Origin of the sequence: Streptomyces sp. NPDC096136, from assembly GCF_044763325.1 — a bacterium.
Classification (GTDB): Bacteria; Actinomycetota; Actinomycetes; order Streptomycetales; family Streptomycetaceae; genus Streptomyces.
The window spans coordinates 327,971-347,112 of the sequence record NZ_JBIWFZ010000007.1 but is presented as its reverse complement, the minus strand read 5'-3'; the positions used below and the strand labels follow the sequence as shown (position 1 = coordinate 347,112).

The 19,142-nt window shown below is 76.6% G+C and carries 11 protein-coding genes; 8 read left to right on the top strand and 3 right to left on the bottom strand.

The window, feature by feature from the left end:
• Nucleotides 1-75: 75 nt before the first annotated feature.
• Nucleotides 76-972: a trypsin-like serine peptidase gene (locus ACIRBY_RS18185; protein WP_403901571.1), complete on the bottom strand. Its 897-nt coding sequence runs from the start codon at nt 970-972 to the stop codon at nt 76-78.
• A 193-nt stretch (nt 973-1,165) separates the two neighbouring features.
• Here ACIRBY_RS18185 and ACIRBY_RS18180 point away from each other — a divergent pair, with 193 nt between their 5' ends.
• Entirely contained in the window at nt 1,166-2,194 is a 1,029-nt protein-coding gene (locus ACIRBY_RS18180) for a phosphatidylinositol-specific phospholipase C domain-containing protein (RefSeq protein WP_403901570.1), read from the top strand.
• A gap of 68 nt (nt 2,195-2,262) precedes the next feature.
• On the opposite strand, the gene ACIRBY_RS18175 is transcribed toward ACIRBY_RS18180, so the two are convergent.
• Together ACIRBY_RS18175 and ACIRBY_RS18170 are read right to left on the bottom strand one after the other, a co-directional pair.
• Entirely contained in the window at nt 2,263-4,533 is a 2,271-nt protein-coding gene (locus tag ACIRBY_RS18175) for an immune inhibitor A domain-containing protein (RefSeq protein WP_403901568.1), read from the bottom strand.
• A gap of 297 nt (nt 4,534-4,830) precedes the next feature.
• On the bottom strand, nt 4,831-5,058 hold the full coding sequence (locus ACIRBY_RS18170; protein WP_403901566.1) for a hypothetical protein: 228 nt from the start codon (nt 5,056-5,058) through the stop codon (nt 4,831-4,833).
• A gap of 80 nt (nt 5,059-5,138) precedes the next feature.
• Between ACIRBY_RS18170 and ACIRBY_RS18165 the strand changes: the two genes are divergently transcribed.
• The 7 genes from ACIRBY_RS18165 to fusA all read left to right on the top strand — a co-directional run bounded on the left by ACIRBY_RS18165 (nt 5,139) and on the right by fusA (nt 19,063).
• Nucleotides 5,139-5,762, top strand: coding sequence for a TetR/AcrR family transcriptional regulator (locus ACIRBY_RS18165; protein ID WP_403901565.1), 624 nt, complete (start codon nt 5,139-5,141; stop codon nt 5,760-5,762).
• Between the two features lie 459 nt (nt 5,763-6,221).
• Nucleotides 6,222-7,379 carry an AMP-binding protein gene (locus ACIRBY_RS18160; protein WP_403901564.1) on the top strand — a complete coding sequence of 386 codons (1,158 nt, stop codon included), beginning with the start codon at nt 6,222-6,224 and terminating at the stop codon, nt 7,377-7,379.
• A gap of 545 nt (nt 7,380-7,924) precedes the next feature.
• Nucleotides 7,925-9,172, top strand: a complete 1,248-nt coding sequence (locus ACIRBY_RS18155; protein WP_403901563.1) for a hypothetical protein — start codon at nt 7,925-7,927, stop codon at nt 9,170-9,172.
• Nucleotides 9,169-11,247 (top strand): hypothetical protein, encoded by a 2,079-nt coding sequence (locus ACIRBY_RS18150; protein ID WP_403901562.1) that lies wholly within the window; start codon nt 9,169-9,171, stop codon nt 11,245-11,247. Before ACIRBY_RS18155 ends, ACIRBY_RS18150 begins: the two co-directional genes overlap by 4 nt.
• A gap of 250 nt (nt 11,248-11,497) precedes the next feature.
• Nucleotides 11,498-12,538, top strand: coding sequence for an AAA family ATPase (locus ACIRBY_RS18145; RefSeq protein WP_403901561.1), 1,041 nt, complete (start codon nt 11,498-11,500; stop codon nt 12,536-12,538).
• A complete protein-coding gene (locus tag ACIRBY_RS18140; protein WP_403901559.1) occupies nt 12,535-16,602 on the top strand; it encodes an SAV_2336 N-terminal domain-related protein in 4,068 nt (1,355 codons plus the stop codon). The genes ACIRBY_RS18145 and ACIRBY_RS18140 overlap by 4 nt, the downstream gene beginning before the upstream one ends.
• Before the next feature lie 409 nt (nt 16,603-17,011).
• A complete protein-coding gene (fusA, locus tag ACIRBY_RS18135; protein ID WP_403901558.1) occupies nt 17,012-19,063 on the top strand; it encodes an elongation factor G in 2,052 nt (683 codons plus the stop codon).
• Nucleotides 19,064-19,142: the final 79 nt, after the last annotated feature.

Below are 19,142 nucleotides of genomic sequence, written 5' to 3'. Positions count from 1 at the left end.
CGGCTCGGACGACGCCCCCGCGCCCTCCCGCACGGGCCCCCGGCCCCGGCGGCGCCCCCTCGGGGCGGGCGGGGCCTATCCGCGTACGGCCCGCTCGTACAGCGCCCGTACGTCGTCGCCGAAGTAGCTGCTGTACGAGGTGGTCTCGTCCCCGCCGCCGTCCCGCCCGCCGATGACCCCGATCAGGCTGTTCCCGGCGCTGAGGACGGGGCCGCCGCTGGTCCCGTTGGGCACGTCCGCACAGTCGAACCGCAGCTGCGTCGGCCCGTCGGCCACGGCCGTGTTGGAACAGCCCAGCGGCCGCTCGGTGTCGTTGGGGTACCCCACCAGCCGGGCGGGGACGGGCAGCTGCTGGCCGAAGCGGACGGGGTGGGCCCCGGTGACGTCCTCCAGCCGCTGGCCGGGGTGTCCCGCCCGGCGCACCCGTACGAACGCCACGTCGACATCGGGGTCGGAGTCGCGCACCCACCGCGGGTCCACGTCGATCCGGGTGGGCACCCACACGCCGTAGGGCGCCTTCCCCTCCTCGTACCCGGGCACGAAGGCCAGGTTGTTGCGGAACCCGCCCGCGTACACGCAGTGGGCGGCGGTGACGACGAGGTCCCCGCCGGCGGAGTGCACCACGCTCCCCGAGCAGTGGTGGTCGTCGTCCCAGTCCAGGCCGGGGGAGAACAGCGCCCCGACGGCCGGCTCGGCGGGCACCTCCCGGGCCTCCAGCGGTTCGGACGCCTTCCAGGTGCCCTCCGCGAAGCCCTGCACCGGGGGAGCGGTCCGCGGATCCCCCTCGGCGAGCTTCTCCAGCGCCGCCGCGGCGGCCTGGTCGGCGAGCGAGGTGTCCTGCACGTACCGGCCCTGGTCGCCGTCGCCGCGGGCGACGGTCCCCATCCGCCCCATGCCGAAGGCCACCCCGGCGACCACCAGGGCGCAGCACACCCCGGCCAGCACGCAGACCCGCACGGCCCTGCCCGTCATCGCGCCACTCCCACCGCCGAGGATCACCCGTCAACCCCCCGGAACGGCCGGCCGTCCCCCGGGGTTCCCGGCCGGAATGTGCCCCTCCTCACACCCCGTCCCTGACCGGCCATCCCCAGTCCTTCCCCTCTTCATCCAACTCCCCTACGCTCCACCCGCCTTACCACTCGGTAACCAGGGGAGTCGCACACCCATGCCCATCCGCACCCGCCTCCGCACGGCAGCCGCCCTGCTGACCGCCGCCCTCGCCGCCCTCGCCGTGGCCACCGCCCCCGCCACGGCGGCGACCGGTGACCTCCCGTACGCCGCATCGACCGGCGTGGGCGTCCACAACGCCTACGAGAAGGCCAAGTACCCCTACCTCGCGGACGCGCTGGACTCCGGCGCGGCCATGCTGGAACTGGACGTCTGGACCAACTTCTTCGGCAGCTCGTGGCGCGTCTCCCACGACAACCCCTTCGGCAACGACAGCAACTGCGAGAACGCCACCACCCCCGCCCAGCTGCGCACCAAGTCCCGCAACCAGAACCTGGCGGGCTGCCTCTCCGACATCCGCAGCTGGCACGACGCCCACCCCGGCCACCGCCCGATCGTCCTCAAGCTGGAGCTGAAGGACGGCTTCGCCGCGAACCTGGGCCGGGGCCCGGCCGCCCTGGACAGCCTGCTCACCTCGAAGCTCGGCGACGCCCTCTACACCCCGGGCCGCCTCGCGGCCGGCCACCCGGACCTCGACTCGGCGGCCCGCGCCGGAGCCTGGCCGACCCGTGCGCAGATGGCCGGCACGTTCCTGGTGGAGCTGATCCCCGGCACGGTCGAGGAGGGCAACGGCGCGGACAAGCTCTGGACGGACCGCGAGTACGCCGAGCACCTGCGCGACCACCTCTCGACGGCCGCCGCCTTCCCGGCGGTCCACCGCGCCGAGGCGGGCGACCCCCGCACCCGCTACGCGGACCCGGCCCTGCGCCCCTGGTTCGTCGTCTTCGACGGTGACGCGGCCGCCTACGCCTCGGGCTCGATCGACACCTCCTGGTACGACCGCAACCACTACCTCCTGATCGCCACCGACGCCCAGAACGTCGCCCCGGCCATCGACGCGGTCCACCCCACGGAGGCCCAGGCGCGGGAGCGGGTGGCCCTGATGGCCGCCCGCCACGCCTCGATCGCCTCCGCGGACTGGTACCCCCTGCCCTCGGTCCTCGCCACGGTCCTGCCCCGCGGCTGATCCGGCCCGGACGGCCGCGAGCGCCCTGCCGGGCCGTCCCGGCAGGGCGCTCGCGCGTACGGGGAGGGTCAGGGGGCGGAGGGGCCCAGCTGGAGGGTGGCGGTCGTGGCGGATTCGCGCAGGACCTGGAGGCGGGTGCCCGTGTCCGGGACCTTGACGCCCACCTGGGGGAGGTCCGGGGTCCAGTAGCCGCCGCGGTGGTCGTCGAAGACCGGGACGCCCGGGCGGGAGGGGACCGTCAGGGTGCTTCCGGGCCGGTGCAGGGTGATCCGGTCCGTGGGGCGGGTGGAGAAGGTCGCGTCGAAGGTCTGGGCCCGCGCGTTGGCCGGGGTGCCGTCCGGGTAGCGGAGGGCTTCGGGACGGGCGTCGACCGGGAGGATCAGGCCCGAACCCGGGTGGGCCTTGGTGGTGTTGTCGCTGTAGGCGGTGTCCCAGAGCCAGAGCAGCACGCCCTGCTGGTAGGGGTAGAACTCGACCCGGTCGTTCGTGGAGGTGAAGTTGTACGGGCCCGTGCGGAGGTAGGAGCCGTAGCCCGTGTAGCGGCGGTTCTCCGCGAAGTAGGCGCGCGGGTGGGACTCCGTTCCCGTGCGGCCCTCGGTGCGGGACCACTTGCGGGCCGTCCAGTCGTTCGCGCCGGATTCCGCGCCGTCCGTGAAGAGGGTGCGGCCGTCGGCGTCCGAGGTGATCCGGAGCTCGTCGAGGGTGACGCCGCGGCCGTGGGTGTTGCCGTCGGAGGTGGCGTGGAAGCGGAGCCCGGTGGTGCCGGCGGGGAGGGGGACGGTGAGCTCGGTCCAGGCCCCGGAGCTGCCCGAGACGCCCTTCGCCGGGATCGGCGTCCCGTTCACGGTGCCGGGGAGCGGGGCCCAGGTGGCGCCGCCGTCGGACGAGGCCTCGACGGTGAGGAAGTCGAAGTCCTTCTCCGTGTCGTACCAGAGGCGGGCCCCGAGGGTCGCCGGCCGGCCGCCGAGGTCCACCGTGCGGGCGAGGGTGTTGTCCATGAAGTCGCCGGTGCCGCTCCACCACTGGCTCGCGCCCGCGTAGGGGTCGGTGAGGTCCGTACGGGTGGTGGACGGCGGGAGGTGGACCAGGAGGGCCTGGGGGTCCTGGGTGTGGTAGCCCGAGACGCCCAGGGTGGCGCGGGTCCTGCGGCCCGCGTCGGCCTCCGTGTAGTCCAGCCAGCCCAGCTGGAGCTTGCTCCACGGGTCCAGGTCGCCGGGGAACCGCCCCGTGGTGTTGGGGCCCTTGCCGAGGTAGGAGGCCGAGGACATCAGGGACCAGAAGTTGACGGAGTTGTCCCCGTCCGAGCTGTAGAGGTCGGGCAGGCCCAGGTCGTGGCCGAACTCGTGGGCGAAGAGGCCCGCTCCGCTGTTCTCGCCGCCGGTCAGGTAGTCGCCGGCCCAGACGCCGGTGTCGCCGACCGGGGTGCCGCCCGCCTTGTTGCCCTCGGGTCCGGCGGTGCCGGCCTGGTCCCAGTAGGCGAACCAGCGGTGCGCCCAGACGGCGTCCTTGCCCTGTTCCCCGCCGCCCCACGTCTGGTCCTTGCCCGCGTGGACGACGACCAGGTGGTCGAGGTAGCCGTCGGGCTCGTCGAAGTTCCCGTCGTGGTCGGCGTCGTAGCGGTCCCACACGTCGTACGGGGCGAGCTCGGCCTTGATGTCCTGCGGCGAACGGCCCTTCGCCCGCTCGGAGTCGTACCAGGCGGTCGTGGCGTCGCGGACCAGGTCCCAGTTGGTGCGGCACTGGCCGGCCTCGGTGCACTTGTCCGTGCCGTAACGGGCCTCGTTGTAGGGGAGCTTGACCCACGCGGTGACCGTGCCGTCGAGGTCGTAGCGGCCCGAGGACTGGAGGTCGTAGTAGGCCCGCATGGAGTCCGCGCCGGGTTCGGCGGAGAAGAACTGCCGCTGGTAGAAGTCCCGGTCGAAGTCCTTGCGCCACAGGGTGTGGTTGTCGTCCGCCGGCGGCTCGGCGATCGCGTTGTGCAGGGGGCCGGGGGCGCCGCCGAAGCGGGGGTCCGTCTCGTCGCCGAACTCGGCGAGGATGACGAAGACCTTGTCCTTGCGCTCCTGTGCGAGCTCGACGTACTGGTCGCCGATCCGGGCGGTGCGGGGGGCCGGCCCGGCCCGGCGCGATCCGGCGCCGCCCGCCGCGACGCCTTCCAGGGCCTGGCGGCGCAGGGCCTGGCGCCGGAGTTCGAGGGGCGCGGGCGGCGGGGAGGCCTCGTGCCCGGCCTGCGGGGCGGCGGATGCCGTGGGCGGCGGGGCGGCCGCCTGGGCGGGGGTGGCGAGGAAGGCGAGAGCGGCGAGCGATATCGCCGCTCCCGCCGCGGCAAGTCTGCGCAACGGGGGTGACCTTTCGGGGAGTTCGGGAAGCTCGGAGGGTCCGGCTTCCGGAGCGCAGGTAATATTTCACATGTCACAGGTTGCGGCTAGAGGTCCGGGGGCGGGGTCGGCCGGGCGGTGCGGGGCGGTCCCGACCGCCCCGGGTGCGGGGGGTGCGGCCCGCCCGGCGCCGGATCCACCGCATGCCGAGGGCGAGGAGCGCGAGGGCTGCCAGGGTGATGCCGGCCTTGGCGGCCAGGTCGACGAGGAGGTGGTGGAGCAGGTCGGAATGCTCCGCCGCGAGGAGGGCGGTCGGTGTCATCGCCGGCCGCCTTGCCGCCGGGCGTCGCCGGAGCCGCCCTCCAGGCGCCGGACCGCCGCGCGCAGGGCGGAGCGGGCCAGGGGGTCGAGACGGCGGCGGACCTGCTCCAGCCGGCCCCGCCGCTTGAGGGCCAGGGCGGCGGCGAAGGCCAGGAGCGCCAGCGCCACGGCGCCGGCCGCCAGCAGGGCGAACCTGATCAGCATGAGGTTGAGGTACGTCTCCACGGAGGCCTCCCGATTTTATTTATCACGAGTGTGATAGAACCCTTGGCTCTTTTATATCACGGGTGTGATAGAAACGTCCCGTGCCCAAGTACGTGGATCCCGAAGCCCGCCGCCGGGACGTGGTGGACGCCCTGTTCCGGGTCGTCGTCCGCGATGGCCTCCAGCGCGCCTCCCTGCGCGCCGTGGCCGACGAGGCGGGCCTCAACATCGGCTCCCTGCGGCACTACTTCGCCGGCCAGCAGGAGCTGATGGACTTCGCGATGCAGTCGATGCTGGACCGGCTGGGGGCCCGGCTCCTGCGGCGCGTCGAGGAGATCGGGGAGCTGGGCGGCCACCCCCGGCCCGAGCAGCTCCGGCTCGCGGTCGAACTGCTGGCCGAGCTGCTCCCGCTGGACGAGGTCCGGCGGGCCGAGGTCGCCGTGTTCCTCGACTTCAGCACCGCCGCGCGGACCAGCCCGGAGTTCGCGGGGCTCGCGCGGCGGACGGCGGTGGGCGCGCGGGAGCTCGTACGCCGTGTCCTCGGCCGGCTCGACGCGTGCGGAGCCCTGCGGGCGGGGCTGGACCTCGGAGCGGAGACGGAGCGGCTGACCGCCCTGCTGGACGGGCTGGGGATGACCGCCGTGCTCCACCCGGACCTCCTGGGCGCGCAGGCCTGCCTGTCCGTCCTGCGGGGGCACGTGGGGGAGTTGGCCGCGGCGGCGTAGGACCTGCCCGGCGGATCGGGCCCGGACGGGCCGTGGTGTCCGGTGCGGTGCACCGCGGGGCGCGGGAGCGGCCGGGCGGCGGAGCCGGTGGGGCGTTCGCGTTTCGGCAACGCGGCGCGGTGCCGTGCCCGGGAACACCTCCCGGCGGTGGCCGGGGGAGCCCCGCGGCCACGGCCGCGGTCCGCCGGACGGCTCCCGGGCGCAGCGCCGACGCTGTGCGCGCGCCGGTGCGCGAGACGGCGGAGGAGCCGTATCCGGCGGGGCGCGGCGTCGTTGAGCCGACCGGGGGCCGCCGGGTGGTAGCCGTCGCGGCCCGACGCACCCGAACGCACAGGCCCGACGCACCCGAACGCACTGGGGGAACCCGCGCATGCTCCTCGACCCCACCGGCCACCGGCCGGCGCCCCCGGCCCAGGCGCCCGCCGCCGGCCCGTCCGCCGGCCTCCCGCGGGAGGCGTCGTGAGCGGCCGGGAGGGCCCGCAGGGCCGGGGCGGCGCGGCGGCCGCTGCGGCGATCCCCGCGCAGGGGTACCCGGCCCTGCCCCTGGACGCGCTCCGGGAGCGCCCCGGCATCGGTGCCGCCGCGCCCGGGCACCCGCCCGTCGGCGGCTGGCACCTGCCCTGGGACCGGCTCACCACGGCCGAGGCCGCCCGGATCCGCGCACGACTGTGCTCCGGGGAGTACGTGTTCGAGACGTCCGGTGTCACCGGCGAGCCCGTCCGGTGCGTCCTGTCCGGCGAACTCCTCCGGGCCGACGCCGCGCACAGCGCCCGCCTGCTGGCCCCCTACGGGCCCGAGGCCCTCGTCAGCTTCGTCCCGCCCCGGCACGCCTACGGCGCGTCGGCCACGGTGATGCTGCCCGCGCTGACCGGGCTGCCGGTGTGGTTCTGGCCCGGCTCCGACTGCCCGCCGCCTCCCGTCGCGGCCCGGCGGATCGCCGTCGCGGCCATCCCCCGCACCTTCCGGATCCTGGCCCGCCACCCCCGCTGGACCGCCTCCTTCGAGCACATCGTCTTCCTGCACGGCTCCGCCGAACTCCCGCCCGAGGCGCGGAGGTTCCAGGACGCGTCGCGCACGGCCCTGATCGAGCTGCTGGGCTCCACCGAGACCGGGGCCGTCGCGCACCGCGGCGGCTGGGACCCGCACGGGGCGTGGACCCTCCTCGACGACGTCGCGTTCGCCGCGCCGGGCGTCGGCGCGGAGGGCCCGCTCACCGTCGCCGGGCCCCGCCTCGCGCCCCTCCCCGACGGACGCCGCCCCGAGCACCACGAGATGGACGACCTGGTCCGCCGCCTCGGCGACCGGCTCTTCCTGCGCCTCGGCCGCCGCGCCCACCTGGTCAAGGTCAACGGCGCCCGGCGCGACCTGGGCGCCATCGCCGCCCGGCTGCGCGCCGCGCTCCCCGGGGCCGACGTCGCCTGCGTGCGCGTCCCCGACCCGCAGCGGGGAGAGGCGTACGACGTCCTCGTGGCCGGCGGAGGCCCCCTGACGGCCGAGGGCGTACGGGCCGCCGCACGCGGGCTCGGCGCCGAACCGCGGCGGGTGCGGCTGGTCGACCGGATCCCGCGCGGCCCGCTCGGCAAGCCGCTGGCCGTCCCCCCGGAACCGCCCGGCTGACCGGCCCCGGACCGCCGGCGGCGGCGCTCCACCCCGTCCCGGAACCGGCGGCGTTCCACCCCGCCCCGGACCGGCGGCGCCCCGCCCCGTCCGGCCCCCGGACCGGCGGCGCTCCACTCCGCCCCCGTGCCGGCGGCGCCCCGCTCCGTCCGGCCCCCGGACCGGCGGTGCTCCACTCCGCCCCCGTGCCGGCGGCGCCCCGCCCTGTCCGGCCCCCGGACCGGCGGTGCTCCACTCCGCCCCGTGCCGGCGGCGCCCCGCCCTGTCCGGCCCCCGGACCGGCGGTGCTCCACTCCGCCCCGTGCCGGCGGCGCCCCACCCCCGGACCGCCGGCGTCCCCGCCCGGCCCCGGTATCCGGTGCGGGACGCACGCGTCGACGCGGGGCGGGGTCCGTACCGACGCCGGCCGGCGGCGGCCCGGCCCCCTCCCGTGCGCGCCGACCCGGCCCCGGACCGGCCGAACTCCGCGTTCCCCGCACCCCGTTCCCCGTGCACGGCTATCGTGCCGGGCGGGGCAGGCAGGGAGACGAGGGGGCGGTACGGCCATGCGGTTTCTGTTCGTTCACGGCACGGGAGTACGGCGCGACCGGCACGACACCCTGTTCGCCCTGGTGCGCGAGCGGCTCGCGGCCCGCTTCCCCGGCGCGGCCGTCGACTCCTGCTTCTGGGGCGACCGGTTCGGGGCCGGCCTGGGCTCGGGCGGCCGCTCCGTCCCGGGACTGCGCCCCGGGACCGCGGACCCGGCGGATGCCGAGACCGCCGAGTGGGGGCTGCTGCTCGCCGACCCGCTGTGCGAGCTGCGGGTGCTGGCGGAGGCCGGCTGGGACGCGGACGGCCCCGGGCCCGACGACGACCCCTTCGCGCCGCCCGGCGTACGGTCCGCCGGCGCGGGCGTCCTGGACCTGCTGCACCGCCTCGCCGAAGCCCCCGGCGACCCCCGCGGCGAGTCCGGCGAACTCCGCGCCCTGCTGGACGGCACCGGCCTCGCCCCCGGCTTCCGCCCGGCGCTGGAGGCCGCCGCCGGATCCGCCGAGGCCGCCCGCGCCGCCGCCCGCGTCCCCGCCGAACCGCAGGCCCGCGAACTGGCCACCGCCCTCGCCCGGGCCGTCACCGCCGGCGCCCTCGCCACCGCCGGGGCCGACGCCGACTGCACCGCCGCCGAACGCGACCGGCTCGTCGAACTGCTCACCACCCGCCTGGGCGGCGGCGCCCGGGTCCCCGGCGCCCGCGCCGCCGCCCTCCTCGGCCGGCTCGCACTGCGGGTCTCCACGCAGCCGCTGCTCAACGCCTGGCGGGGCTCCCTCACCGTCGGCGCCACCCCCGCCCTCGGCGACATCCTGCGCTACCAGGCCCGCGGCACCGAACTGCGCGCGTTCCTGCACGGGCGGATCACCGCCGAGCCGGGCCCGACCGTACTGATCGGCCACAGCCTCGGCGGGATCGCCCTCGTGGACCTGCTCGCCCTGGAGGCCGCCTCCGGCGGACCGGTGCCCGGCGCCGAACTCCTGGTCACCGTCGGCTCGCAGGCCCCCTACCTGTACGAACTCGGCGCGCTCACCGCCCTCCCGCCCGGCAGCGCCCTCCCGTACGGCTTCCCCCGCTGGCTCAACGTGTACGACCGCCAGGACGTGCTCTCCTACCTTGCCGGACCCGTCTTCCCCGGCGACCCGCGCGTCACCGACCACGAGGTCCGCAGCCGCCAGCCCTTCCCGGCCTCCCACAGCGCCTACTGGAAACAGCCGTCCCTCTACGAGCACATCGGACGGGCGGTGGCCGAAGCGGGCCTCGGGTGACCCACCCCGGCACCCGGCCCGCCCCCGGACCCGCGCCCCTGCCCGGCGCGCTGCCGGCCTCCCTGACGCCCCGGCGCACCTTCGCCCTCGTCGCCGGGGTCGAGCGGTACGGGATCAGCCACCACTGGAACCTGCGCGGCCCCGCCCGCGACGCCCTTCGCTTCGCCCGCTGGCTGACCGGCCCCGGCGAGGTCCCCGCGGCGAACGTACGGCTGCTGCTCTCCCCGCTCGACGACCCCGGCCGGCTCGACTGGACGGCCACCCCGGGCCTGGCCGAGCTGCGATCGGCGTACCGGCCCGCCACCGAGGCGAACGCCAAGTCGGCCCTCCTCGAAGAACTCCCGCAGTGCGACGGCGACCTGCTGTGGATCTTCTGGGCCGGGCACGGCTACCTCGGGCGCGGCGGCGAGCTGATGCTGCCCTGCGCCGACGCCGGACCCGGCCAGATCCGCCACCTCAACCTCGACTCCGCACTGCGCTGGTGGAAGACGGACCTGGTCAAGCACCGCCGGTTCCCGCTCCAGGCCGCGCTGGTGGACGCCTGCCGGGTCGACGCGCCCCGCGACAGCCGGTGGAACTTCGGCAGCGCCGACTACGGCGGCGGCGCCACCGTCCCCGGCCGGCGGCAGTTCCGGCTCTACGCCTCCCGCGAGGGCGAGGCCGCGCAGAACGACGCCGAGCGCGGCGCCGGCCGCTTCACCGAGGCCCTCCTCGCCGAACTCGGCGACCGGTCCGTGCGCGAGGGCGTCACCGGCCTGCCGCAGGCCGCCCGCCGGATCCACCGGGTCTTCCGGGAACTGCGCGAACGCGGCGAGGGCTGGCAGCTGCCCCAGTTCCTCGTCGACCGCGACTGGGACGCCGGCTCCTTCCTCGACGACGGCCCGTACGGGCCGCCCGAACCCCGCGCCGCCCGCCTCGACCAGACCGGCTGGGACGGCCTCGGCGAGCTGTTCGAGGGCCGCGGGCTGCCGCACTGCGCCTACGAGGCCTACACCTGGGCGTTCAAGGAGGCCGGCTGTGCCACGCCCGTCCACCACGGACTGCCCGCCGACAGCCTCCTCGACGTCGTCGGGGACCTGGACGAACGGCAGGGCGGCCGGGGCGGCATGCCCCTCGCCGTGCCCTTCGTCCACTACCTCGCCGACCGGGCCGCCCGCCCCCGCGGCCCCGCCGGCGGCCTCGGCGACCCGGCCTGGGCCGCCCGGCTCGCACAGTGGGTCCGCGCCACCCGCGAACGCCTCGCCCTGCCCGTGCTGCGCCCGCCGCCCGGCCCCGCCCGGCAGGCGGCGCTGCACGTCCGGCTGGAGTCCCCGCCCGGCGGCGAGGACGGCCTGCTGGCCCGCATGTGGCTCCGCGGCGAACGCACCCGCCACATCTGGGAGTCGGAGGGCAGCCCCGTCACCGAGGCCGCCGTGCGCGCCGAACTCGTGGGCCGGCTCGCCCGGCTCGCCGCCGCTGCGGGAGCGGACGGGGACGACGCCGCACAGCCCTACGAGACCATCGGACGGATCGAGTTCCACGTGCCGTACGAGATGCTGGAGACGGACTTCGACCAGTGGCCCGTCCCGCGCGGCCCCGCCGGCCGGACCCGTCCCCTCGGCATGCTCTACGAGGTGGTGGTGCGCTGCCCGCAGGAGCGCGAGGACACGCGCACCGCCTGGCGTGCCAAGTGGCGCTGGATGCACGGCCAGGGCGGCCGGCACCCGGACACCGTGCGCGTCGTCGAGGACGCGGAGGTCACCGACGCCCTCGGGGTGCAGCTGGGCGCCCGCACCGCGCCCGCCTGCGTCCTCGGGCACGCCTCCGCCGCCCGGACGGACGCCCTGCTGGAGGCGCTCCTCGAAGGCGGGGTGCCCGCCGCCGTCTGGCAGCGCGGCGGCGGCACCCCCGCCGGGGGCCTGCCCGCGCGGCTCTCCCCGGAGGCCCTCCCCGGCGCACCGGCCGTGCTCGGACTGCCCGCCCGAGTGACCGAAGTGCGCCGGGCGGCCGCGGGGGGCGCGGCCGAAGGGGCAGACCGGCTGGTGCTGTTGTGGGACGATCCCGACGACACCATCGACCTCCGCTCCCTGGCCTGACCCCGTGCCGCCGCCCCCGGCCCGTCCGCCCGGGCCCTCCCGGACGACCGGGACCACCCCGCGAACCGAACGGCCCCGACGAACCGAACGGCCCCGACGGCCCCGACGAACCGAAGGGACCGGACGGACCCGACGCACCGAACGGACCGGACGGACCGGACCGTCCGGACGCGACGGACCGTCCGACCGACCGCAGGACCCGAGACCGACCGCACGACTTCACGTTCACGCGACGACGGAGGCAGAGGCAGTGGCGAAGGACTGGTGGCTGTACCAGGGCGCGGGCCGGGGCGAGGACCGCCGCGCCCGCCTGGAAGCCGGATCCCCGCCGCCCTGGCGGGACTTCACCGGCGTCCCCGACCCGGCCTACCGGCCGCCCGGCTGCGCGGGGGAGGCCTGGGAGCGCACCCGGCGCCGCGGTGCGGACTACGTTCCCGACGAAGCCGAGAAGGACGTCGTCAACACCGCCCTCCACCTGCGCCGCCCGCTGCTCGTCACCGGCAGGCCCGGCGTCGGCAAGTCCACCCTCGCCCACAGCATCGCCGCCGACCTCGCCCTGGGCCCCGTACTGCACTGGCCGATCACCAGCCGCACCGTCCTGCGCGACGGCCTCTACCTCTACGACGCCATCGGCCGGCTCCAGGAGGCCGGACTGGAGCAGGCCCGCCGCCCCGCCGCCCCGGCCGCCTCCGCCCCCTCCATCGCCCGCTACCTGCGCCTCGGCCCGCTCGGCACCGCCCTGCTGCCCCAGCCGAGGCCCCGCGTCCTGCTCGTCGACGAGATCGACAAGAGCGACATCGACCTGCCCGGCGACCTCCTCACCGTCTTCGAGGACGGCGGCTTCGTCATCCCCGAACTGGCCCGCCTGGCCAAGGAGGAGCCGACCGTCGCCATCGGCACCGACGACGACCCCGACGCGGGCGTCGCCGTCACCCAGGGCCGCGTCCAGTGCAGCCACTTCCCCGTGGTCGTCCTCACCAGCAACGGCGAACGCGACTTCCCGCCCGCCTTCCTGCGCCGCTGCGTCCGCCTCCACCTCGACGCCCCCGGCCCCGAGAAACTCGCCCGCATCGTGCGCGGACGGCTCGGCGTCGACATCACCGGAGCCGACGGCGCCGAGTACCGGGATCTCGTCCGGAGCTTCCTCGAACGCGCCGAGGACGGCGACCTGGCCACCGACCAGCTCCTCAACGCCATCCAGCTGCGCCTGGCCGGCGCCTGGTCCGCGCCCGGCGACCGCGACCGCTTCCTCGCCACCGTCATGCAGCACCTGACCGGGCCCACCGCGTGATCGAGAAGCTCCTCGCCGCCCTGGCCGAGGGCGCCGAGGACGGCGCCGCCCCGCGCACCGCCGTCGGGGCGGAGGAGATCGCCGACATCCTGTGGCTGGCCGCACGCGTCGACCCCGCCGCCGCGCACACCGGCCCGCCCGCCCCGGGCGCCGCCGACACCGCACCGGAAGCCGCCCCGCCGCCCGCCCCGCCCGCACCCGCACCCGGGGCGGCCCCCGCTCCGGGCCCCGGCGCCGCCCAGCTCTTCCCCGCCGCCCCCGGCCGCCAGCCGTCGGACGGCCGCGCCGACGGCCGGGGCGGACGGCGCGGCACACCCCTGCGCCTGCCGCGCACCGCCTCCCTCGACGACCCGCTCGGCCTGATGCGCTCCCTGCGGCCCGTCGGACGCCGCTCCATCGGCGGCCCGGGAGAGGAACTCGACGAGCAGCTCACCGTGGAGCGCAGCATCGAGGCCATGGTCCCCACCCCGGTCCTGCGCCCCGCCGAGAGCCGCTGGCTGGACCTGGCCCTGGTGGTCGACGCCCACCCCTCGATGCTGCTGTGGGCCGACCTGGTCGCCGAACTGCGCGGCGTCCTCACCCGCAGCGGGGTCTTCCGCGACGTGCGCACCTGGCAGCTCGCCGGAACCGGCCGCGGTGCCACCCCGCAGCTCGTGCGGGGCCCCGGCGAACCGCCCCGCAACCCCCAGGAACTCGCCGACCCCGCCGGGCGGCGGCTGATCCTCGTCGTCTCCGACACCGTCGCGGCCGGCTGGCAGGAGGGCCCGCTGCGGGCGGTCCTGCGCCACTGGAGCGGCCACAACGCCGTCGCCGTGCTGAACGTCCTGCCCGAACGGCTCTGGACCCGCGGCGCGGTACGGCCCGTGCCCTTCGCCGTCCGCTGCGAGCGGCCCGCCGCCGCCACCCGTTCCTGGCAGCGGGTCCCGGCCGCCCGGCGGGCGCGCGGCGGCGGGCCGGTCGTCCCGGTCGTCGGCCTGGCCCCCGGGAGCCTGGCCCGCCTGGTCCGGGTGGTGTCCGGCGACGGGCGCTGGCGCCGCCTCGCCTGCCTGCGCCTGGACGCGGCCGCCGCACCGCCCGCCGCCGCGCCCCCGCGGCCCGCCGACCCGCTGGAGCTCGTGGAACGCTTCCGGGCCGGCGCCTCCCCGACCGCCCAGCAGCTCGCCGCGCACCTGGCCGCCGTACCGCTGACCCTGCCCGTGATGACCCTCGTACGCCGCTCCCTGCTGCGGGGCTCCGAACACGGGCACCTCGCGGAGGTGGCCCTGGGCGGGCTCTTCGCCCCCTGGGAGGGGCGGCAGCACCCGGACGAGGCCGCGTTCGAGTTCCTCCCGGGGGTACGGGAGGCGCTGCTCGGTTCCCAGCTGCGCGGGGACGTGGCGGCGGTGCGCGAACTGGTGCGCCGCCGGGTGTGGGAGTTCATGTCCCGCAACCGGGGCACGGGCCCCGACTTCTCCGCGACCCGGGTCACTACGGGGGAGGAGGGCCGCAGGCGGGTACCGGAGGGGGCACTGCCGTTCGCGGAGCGCGGGCCGGCGGGGGCTGCGGCCGCCGCGGAGCAGGAGCGGGGCCCGGCGGGCCCGGCCGCGGCCCCCGGCGGGGGGCTCGGCGGCCGGGTGGTCCGGGTACGGTTCGAGCCGCTGGCCGAGCCCGCGGGGGTGGGGACCCTGCTGGCCCCGCGGCTGGTGCTCACCGTGGGGGACGTCCGCAGGCCGGGGGAGGCCGTCGCCTGGGTGCGGTCGGGAGACAGGGAGGTCGTCTGCCGGCCGGTGTGGTGGGACGAGGCGCCCCCGCCCGTGATGCTGCTGGAGAGCGAGGAGGACCTGGCCGACCCCGCCGACTTCCTCCCGCAGCCCTGGGGGACGCGCCCGGACGGCGCCGAGGCGCGCATCCGCGTCGACGGGGTCACGGACGAGGGGCGGCCGGCCGCGCTGACCGGGGCCCTGGTCCGGGACGGCGGCGCGGCCAACGGGGAACTCGTCCGGCTCTCGGCGGAGCCGGAAGCCTGGACCCATTTCGTCGGCGGCCCGGTGTCCTACGGGGGTCTCCTGCTCGGAGTGGTGCACACGGTGGGGCCCGAACGCCTCGTGTTCCTGTCCGGCGCAGCCCTGCTGGACCAGCCCGCTTTCCGCTCGGCGCTGGACGCCCATCCGCCGGCGGCCTCGTACGGGCCGAGGGCGCACGGCGGCCCGCAGGTGACCGTGGACGTACGCGTGGGCAGGGGAGCCATGCCGCGCGGCAGCTCGGTGGTGACGGAGCTGCGCGACCTCCTGGCCCGGCTGATGACCGACCCCCCGGTCGGCGGGACGCTGCTCCGCGGGGAGGACCCGAGGACACTGCACCTCCTGTTCGACGCGCCCGGCGCCCTCGGCCGCACGGGGCGGCTGCTGGCTGCACTTCCGGCGACGCTGGCCCGCCACCGGGGCGTACTGGGGGAGGGTGCCCCGCCGCTCGCCGTGGTACTGGGGACCGTGGAGCCAGGGCGTCCGCCGGAGGAACCGGGACCGCTGGTCGGGCACGACCTGATCACGGAGCGGCTGCGCGACGCCAGGCGGTCACGGGCCGGACGCCTCCTCCTCACCCTGTCGCAGCGGCTGTACGAGGAACTCGGTGAACTGCTCGGCCCGACCGTGCTGAGCGCCTTCACCCCGCTGGCGGACGGTGCCGGCGCATGGGTGTACGAGGGCGACCCCCGGCAGCTGGGGGAGCTGCTGGCGCAGGCCGAGGAATCCGTGCGCGATGCGGGGGCCTCCTGGCCCCGGTGCCGGGCCGGCTCTTCGGCGGCGGAGCCCCTGGGATGTCCGGGCATCCGGCCGCCGGGCGGCCACGCCTGTCTGGCCCACCTGCCGGAGGAGGAGCGGGAGGCGGTCCTGAGCGGTCTGGAGCCCGGCGCGCCCCTCGACTTCCGGGGGGTCCCGTTCGGGCGGGCCCTGTTGCGGCGGGTCCTGGATGCGGTACGGGACCCGGGGACGGGGCGGCTCGCGCTGGGGCCGGTGACCTTCGAGGACGCGCGCTTCGCAGCGGGCTGGGACGAGACGGGGGTGGTGTTCACGGGAGAAGCCGACTTCTCGCGGGCCGTGTTCGAGGGCCCGGCGGATTTCTCCGGAGCCGCCTTCCGGGGGAGGGCCTCGTTCGATCGCACCTCCTTCCGGGAAGGGGCGAGGTTCCCGACCGCCGGGTTCGAGGAGGCGGCCGACTTCCGGCGCGCGCGGTTCGCCCGGGCGGCGGACTTCACCGGTGCGACCTGGACGGCCCGCGTCTCCTTCCAGTACGCGCTCTTCGAGGGCGCCGCCACCCTCGGCGGCATGTCGGTGGAGGGGCCGTTCGACTTCCGCGATGCCGCCTGCGAGGGCCGTACGGTGTTCGACGATTGCGTCTTCGTCGACCGGTCGTCCTTCGAACGGGCCGTATGGGAAGGCGCGTTGTCGGTCGTCCGCACTCGATTCCTGGCCCCCGCGGCCCTCGACCTCGCCGTGTTCCGGGGGGAGGCGGTCTTCCGGGAGACCGCGTTCGAGGCCCCTGCCTCCTTCGCCTCTGCCGTGTTCGACGCCGAAGCGGAGTTCCGCACAGCCGACTTCCAGTCACGGGCGGACTTCGCCCGGACCGTCTTCAACGGTGCGACCGTTTTCGTGGACACCGCATGCCAACGCGGGGTGTCCTTCGACCGCGCCGTGTTCGCAGGCTCGCTCCACTGCGCCGGGTTCAGGGTCGACCATGCGCGAAGCGGCTTCAGGAACACCTGGTTCCGGGGGCCGGTGCGCTTCCTGCGCGCCCAGTTCGCGACCGACACCGATTTCGACGGCGCGACGTTCGACGGCACCGTCACCATCGAAGGCTCCGAATTCCGCTCCGCCCTCACCTTCGAAGGCGCAACCTTCAACGCAGGAGCCGAGTTCAGCGGCGTCAGGCTCCCCGGACCCCTCTTCCTGCCGGGCGACTGGTCGGCGACCCGGTCGGACACGGGCCTGTGGGACATCGCCGCCCCGCACCCCGCCGCCCCCCCGCACCCCGACGACCCCCCGCATCCCGCCGACCCCCCGGAAGGCTCCGCCCCCGGCGAAGGCTGAGGCCCGCCCCGCCGCCGCCCGGCCGCGGGAGCGCCTCCTCGTCCGAGGCGGCGGGGGCCGCCGGAAAATACGGTGCCCCGCCCGGCGCGCGCTGCCTACACTCGCCGTGCGCGCCGCCGAAACGGCCCGCGCGCCATGCCGTCGGACGAAGAGAAGGGGAACAGGGTCATGCGCACGCACACCGCCGCCGCCCTCGTTCCCCAGACCCGGTACGACGTGATCCCGGTGTCCCGGACCGCGCGGTAGCAGCTGCGCGGCTGTCACCGTCCACCCGTGTCCAGGTACGTGCGCCGGCCGTGAAACAGGCTTCGTACGACGCCCCATGACCGTGCGTCACCGCCGGTCGAGCCCGCACGGGAATCGCGCCGCCCCCTCCACCAGCTCCACGGCATCCGAAAGGCCCCGGGCCATGCGCACCCGTACCCACCCCCACCCCGGCACCAACCCGCTCACCGCCGTCCGCAACCTCGGCATCCTCGCCCACGTCGACGCCGGCAAGACCACCGTCACCGAGCGGATCCTGTTCGCCACCGGCGCCATCCACAAGCGCGGCGAGGTCCACGACGGGACGACCGTCACCGACTTCGACGCCCAGGAACGGGCCCGCGGCATCACCATCTTCGCCGCGGCCGTCAGCTGCGCCTGGGACGGGCACCGGGTCAACCTGATCGACACCCCCGGACACGTCGACTTCGCCGACGAGGTCGAGCGCTCCCTGCGGGTGCTCGACGGGGCCGTCGCGGTGTTCGACGCCGTCGCCGGGGTCGAGCCGCAGAGCGAGTCGGTGTGGCGGCAGGCGGACCGGCACGGCGTCCCGAGGATCGCGTTCGTCAACAAGCTGGACCGCGCGGGTGCCGACCTCGACACCGCGGTGGCCTCGATCCGGCACCGGCTCGGTACCGTCCCGCTGGTCGTCCAGCTGCCCGTCGGCCGCGAGGACGCCTTCACCGGCGTCGTCGACCTCCTGCGGATGCGCGCCCTGCTGTGGGGCGCGGGCGCCGGCGCGTACGCGACCGCGCCCGTCCCCGAAGAGCTGCGGGAGGAGGCCCTGCGGCGGCGCCGGCTGCTGGAGGAGACGGTGGCCGAGCTCCACGCGGACGCCCTGGAGGAGTTCTGCACGGCGGGCTCCCTCACCGAGGCCACGCTGGTCCGCGCCCTGCGCGAGCTGACGCTCGCCGGGGACGGCGTGGTGGTCCTGTGCGGCTCGGCGTACCGCAACCGCGGGATCGAGCCGCTGCTGGACGCCGTCGTGGCGTACCTGCCGTCCCCGGCCGACATGCCGGCGGTGCAGGGCCGCCCGGCGGACCCGGCGCAGCCGCTCGCGGCCCTCGCCTTCAAGGTGACGGCGACGGCGACCGGACGGCTGACGTACGTACGCCTGTACGCGGGCACCCTGCGCAAGGGCGACACCGTACTGGACCCCGGTACGGGCAGGACGGAGCGGATCGGGCGGATCTTGCGGGTGCAGGCCGACCGGCACGAGGAGCGGGAGGAGGCGGTGGCCGGTGACATCGTCGCCGTGGTCGGGCCCAAGGCGGCCCGGGCCGGCACCACCCTGTGCGCGCCGGGGGCCCCGCTGCTCCTCGAACCGCCCACGGTGGCCGACCCGGTGGTGTCGGTGGCCGTCGAGGCCGGCCGCAGCACCGACACCGGCCGGCTCGCGGCCGCGCTGGCGCGGATCGCCGAGGAGGACCCCTCGCTGGTGGTCCGGACCGACGCGGAGACCGGGCAGACCGTGCTGTCGGGGCTGGGCGAGCTCCATCTGGAGGTCGCGGTGGAGAAGATCCGCCGGGACCAGGGCGTGGAGGTCGTCGTGGGCCGTCCCCGGGTCTCCTACCGGGAGACCGTGGTGGACGGGGTCGCCGGGCTCGTCCACCGGCACGTCAAACAGGACGGCGGGGCGGGGCAGTTCGCCCATGTGGTGATCGACGTCGAACCGCTGGGGGAGCCGGGCTTCGCGTTCCGTTCGACGGTCGTCGGGGGCCGGGTCCCGCAGGAGTACGTGCGGGCCGTGGAGGCCGGCTGCCGGGACGCCCTCGCGGAGGGCCCCCTCGGCGGGCACCCGGTGACCGGGCTGCGGGTGGTCCTGACCGACGGGGCGACCCACTCCAAGGACTCCTCGGAGCTCGCCTTCCGTGCGGCCGGCCGGTTCGCGCTGCGCGAGGCCCTGCGCGCCAGTGCGCTGGAGCTGCTGGAGCCGGTCGCGGAGGTCACGGTGACCGTGCCGGACGAGTCCGTCGGCGCGGTCCTCGGCGACCTCGCCGCCCGGCGCGGCCGGGTCACGGGCTCGGCCACCCGGGCCGGGACCGCGGTGGTCACGGCGACGGTGCCGCTGGCCGAACTCTTCGGCTACGCGTCCCGCCTGCGCGGCCGCACCCAGGGCCGGGGCACCTTCACCACCCGCCCGGCGGGCCTGGCCCCGGTCCCGGCGGGGGTGGCCACGACGCTCCTGGCGCGCTAGACGGAGCCCCCCGTCCCGCTCCGCCTTCCGGGCCGGGCGGGACGGGGGCCTTCACGGGTTCCACACGCGCTCGAAATAT

Bases quoted from the DNA above. Each gene is read 5' to 3' on its own strand.
- ACIRBY_RS18185 (WP_403901571.1), bottom strand. From the start codon at position 972: ATGACGGGCAGGGCCGTGCGGGTCTGCGTGCTGGCCGGGGTGTGCTGC.
- ACIRBY_RS18180 (WP_403901570.1), top strand. From the start codon at position 1,166: ATGCCCATCCGCACCCGCCTCCGCACGGCAGCCGCCCTGCTGACCGCC.
- ACIRBY_RS18155 (WP_403901563.1), top strand. From the start codon at position 7,925: ATGCGGTTTCTGTTCGTTCACGGCACGGGAGTACGGCGCGACCGGCAC.
- fusA (WP_403901558.1), top strand. From the start codon at position 17,012: ATGCGCACCCGTACCCACCCCCACCCCGGCACCAACCCGCTCACCGCC.